This window comes from Pararcticibacter amylolyticus (genome assembly GCF_003130405.1).
GTDB classification, from domain to species: Bacteria; Bacteroidota; Bacteroidia; order Sphingobacteriales; family Sphingobacteriaceae; genus Arcticibacter; species Arcticibacter amylolyticus.
Map to the genome: position 1 here is coordinate 90,584 of NZ_QEAS01000018.1, position 3,680 is coordinate 94,263.

Below are 3,680 nucleotides of genomic sequence, written 5' to 3' on the forward strand. Positions count from 1 at the left end.
GTAAGAGTTGGGAGTGATTAGTTATAGAAGAAATATGAGAATGAGCGTAAAAATTCATATCGTTTGTAAGAAAACTCATAACTCATAACTCATCACTCCATTCGCCTGTTCTTCTCGTACCATTCGCGGAATGACTGCTCCGGCGGTTTCGGCATTTCGCGTTGCTTATACCAGGGATTCAGCTTGTTATTGACGATGAAGGGTAAGTACTTCATTGTCCAGCGGCCTGTCTTACCTGCAAAGGAGAATAAGCCGGGGAAAGAGAACACTTTTGACATAGCTTTCATTCCTGCTGCCTTGCCTTTGTTTACATGCCCTTCTTTTGCCAGGACCTGGCGCCATTTATATAGCTGGTCGTGGATATCAATCTTAACCGGGCAGACATTGGAACATGATCCGCATAGCGTGGAGGCAAATGGCAGATCGGCATACTCCCTCATATCCAGGTTGGGAGCAAGAATGGAACCGATAGGGCCGCTGATGACAGCATGATAGCTATGCCCGCCGCTCCGACGGTACACCGGGCAGGTATTCATGCAGGAACCACAGCGGATGCATTTCAGGGAATTCCGGAAATCTTCACGTCCCAACTGCCTGCTCCTTCCATTATCCACTAATATAATGTGCATTTCCTGTCCTTCGCGGGGACTTTTGAAATGGCTTGAATAGGTGGTAATAGGTTGCCCGGTGGCACTTCTTGTAAGCAAGCGCAAAAACACTCCGAGGTGCTTTCTTTCCGGGATGAGCTTTTCAATGCCCATGCTTGCTATATGAACATCTGAAAGATGCGCTCCCATATCGGCATTACCCTCATTGGTACATACTACAAACTCCCCGGTTTCGGCGACAGCAAAATTTACTCCTGTAAGGGCAACACGCCTCGTGAGAAAGGTGTCCCTGAGATGCTGGCGGGCAGCCTCGGTAAGGACCTGCGGGTCGGATTCGCCGGCTGCTGTTCCCAGATACTGGTGAAAGAGATCTCCGATCTCTTCCTTTTTCTTATGGATGCATGGGAGCACGATATGACTTGGAGGCTCTTTCCCTAGCTGGACGATCCGCTCTCCCAGGTCTGAATCAATCACCTCTATTCCGTTCTCAGCAAGGTATTCATTAAGATGGCATTCTTCGGTCAGCATCGATTTGCTCTTTACCATCCGGTCTGCTCCATGCCGTTTTAATATAGAGTGGAGAATCTGGTTATGTTCTGCGGCATCTGCTGCCCAGTGAACAATTATTCCGTTCGCCTTCGCGTTCGCTTCAAACTGCTCCAGATATACGCTCAGGTTAGACAATACATTGTTTTTTATACCTGATGCGGTATCTCTCAGCCATTCCCATTCAGGAATACCATGCACTGCCTTATCTCTCTTCTGGCGAATAAACCAAAGTGTTTCATCATGCCAGTTAACCCGTTCCTCGTCTTCATTAAACACCGAAGACAAAGAGGAATGATCTTCCGGCAGGTTTGCTCTTCCTGACCTTATATGCTTTTCGTTATCTATCACTTCTGCCATATCTAATACCTTTGAGGATCTTTCAGAGAACTCTGTTACTCTGCAACCGCCTGATTTAAGATCTCTGCAATATGAATGACCTTCACATTGCTCTTTTGCCGCCTGAGAATACCTTCCATGTGCATCAGGCAGGAAAGATCAGCGCCCGTAATATATTCAGCACCATTACGCATATGATCGGATACCCTGTCTTTTCCCATTTTTGCAGATACAGCTTCCTCGAATACGCAGAATGTTCCGCCAAAGCCGCAGCATTCGTCAGCCCGGTCAAGTTTTATCAGTTCTATACCATCCACCATGTGAAGCAACTGCTCGGGCTTTGAAAAAGGAGGCGCTACCAGTTCACTCATTTGGGAAAGATGCAGGCCGCGCAAGCCGTGACAACTCTGGTGAACTCCTACCTTATGAGGGAAGCGGGCTTTCAGATCCTTTACCTTAAGGATATCTGTGAGGAATTCCACCAGCTCAAATACCCGGGAGCGAAGCTTTTCAGCCACTACCGGGTATTTCTCTGAATGAAGATGCTCTTTAAGATGTAAAACACAGCTTCCTGAAGGCGCTACCACGTAGTCGAAGGCTTTAAAACTTTCGACAAACAGCTCATCACATCCGCCGGTAAGATGAGAAAAACCTGAATTCGCCATCGGCTGGCCGCAGCAGGTTTGACGTGGGGGATATACTACCTCCACTCCCAGTTTCTCAAGGAGTTGCAGGGTGGCAATTCCTGCCTGTGGATAAAACTGGTCTACATAACAGGGTATAAATAACCCGACTGTCATATTGCTATTTCTGATGCAGAATAAAACTTTAAGTCAATAATGTTGGCCGGGACAGACTGCGAATTCCAATATTTATGCAGAGCCAGGGCTGCCCCCACTGAAGTAGCCTGCGAGACTGACGCTGCAAATACTTCTAATTCGGGGAACACTGCTGCCAGCATATTCATATATTTTGAATTCTTGCTAAACCCTCCATCAACAAATATACGCTTCACCGGAGTCCCCTCACTCACTAATTTTGTCGATTTACTCTGCAATTTCAACAAGTCGGACAACAACTGGTAATACGCTTCTACTTCTGTAGCATATGCAGAAAGATCCCGTTCAGCAAATCCTGATGATACCAGGTTTCCTCCTTCCGGAACATTCCGCTCCGTCTCTGCCTCTGACAGAAAACGGGCGGCAAGCTTTGAATCAAATTCAAGCTTCTGATAGAAATTGGGAGCAATATTAAAATGCGATGCAATCCTCCGGGTTTGCTGCTCATGCTCATTGCCAGCAAACAGACGGGACGCTTTAACAGGATTTCTTCTGAAACTAATGTAACTCAGACAATCCTGGTAGAGCTCATCCTCCGTGAGAGGCAGGGAGTTGAAAGCATTGAGGCTGATACACCAGGTTCCTGTCGACAACAATACGAACGGGTCATGAAAGCTGGTAATAAAAGGAATAAAAGCTGCGGAGCTGTCATGTAAACCTACCCCAACAAAACGTTTCTTTCCCTCAATCTCCATTTCTATGCCCGAATCGGACGGAAATACTTCCGGGAACTTCTCTGCTATCCCTTCATTAGCTACCCATTCGTGATAGCTATTCTTCTGAAAGTCCCAGAGTCCGGTATGGCAGCCAATGCTTGTGATATCCGAATAGGTTTGGCCTGTAACCAGATAACTCAGGTATTGGGGAAGATGCAAAGACCATTTTATCTTTTTGAACACTTCCGGCTTTTCGTACTTCAGCCGGTAAAGCTGCATACCGGAGTTAAGATTTCCAAGCACCGGGGATGCTGTTTCGGTGGCTACTTTCAGTTCGCCGCCGTATTCTTCGTAAAACTGTTTCCTGAGATGCTCCGGATAGGGCTTCAGATAATTATAGAGAGGCGTTAATGGCTTTCCACCGGCATCAAGATGTACGAAACTTGCGCCATAGGCAGAAAAATTGATCGCCCTGATATCAAACTCTTCAAGCCTGGTAAGTTCCTTCAGGGTATCTTTCACCCAGGCTGTAAGAAGATTAAGATCCTCACAGGGATCTCCGTCTTCGTCTTTTGTTTCCTCAAATGAGGAGGTTCTTTCTAAAACAATATTATACCGCTCATCAAATAAGAAGACTTTCTTATTTGTCTTTCCAACATCAAATATTGCTATTACGGGAGTGGACATTTATG

3 protein-coding genes are annotated in these 3,680 nt (G+C 46.3%); all 3 read right to left on the reverse strand.

What is annotated here, in order from left to right:
• Window positions 1–92 precede the first annotated feature (92 nt).
• Genes DDR33_RS19385 through DDR33_RS19395 form a run of 3 tightly spaced genes read right to left on the reverse strand, consistent with a single transcriptional unit; the run spans window position 93 to window position 3,675 of the window.
• Window positions 93–1,514: a lactate utilization protein B gene (locus DDR33_RS19385; protein WP_109417454.1), complete on the reverse strand. Its 1,422-nt coding sequence runs from the start codon at window positions 1,512–1,514 to the stop codon at window positions 93–95.
• 35 nt (window positions 1,515–1,549) lie between these two features.
• Entirely contained in the window at window positions 1,550–2,293 is a 744-nt protein-coding gene (locus DDR33_RS19390; RefSeq protein ID WP_109417455.1) for a (Fe-S)-binding protein, read from the reverse strand.
• Window positions 2,290–3,675 carry an FGGY-family carbohydrate kinase gene (locus DDR33_RS19395; protein ID WP_109417456.1) on the reverse strand — a complete coding sequence of 462 codons (1,386 nt, stop codon included), beginning with the start codon at window positions 3,673–3,675 and terminating at the stop codon, window positions 2,290–2,292. The genes DDR33_RS19390 and DDR33_RS19395 overlap by 4 nt, the downstream gene beginning before the upstream one ends.
• Between the last annotated feature and the right edge of the window lie 5 nt (window positions 3,676–3,680).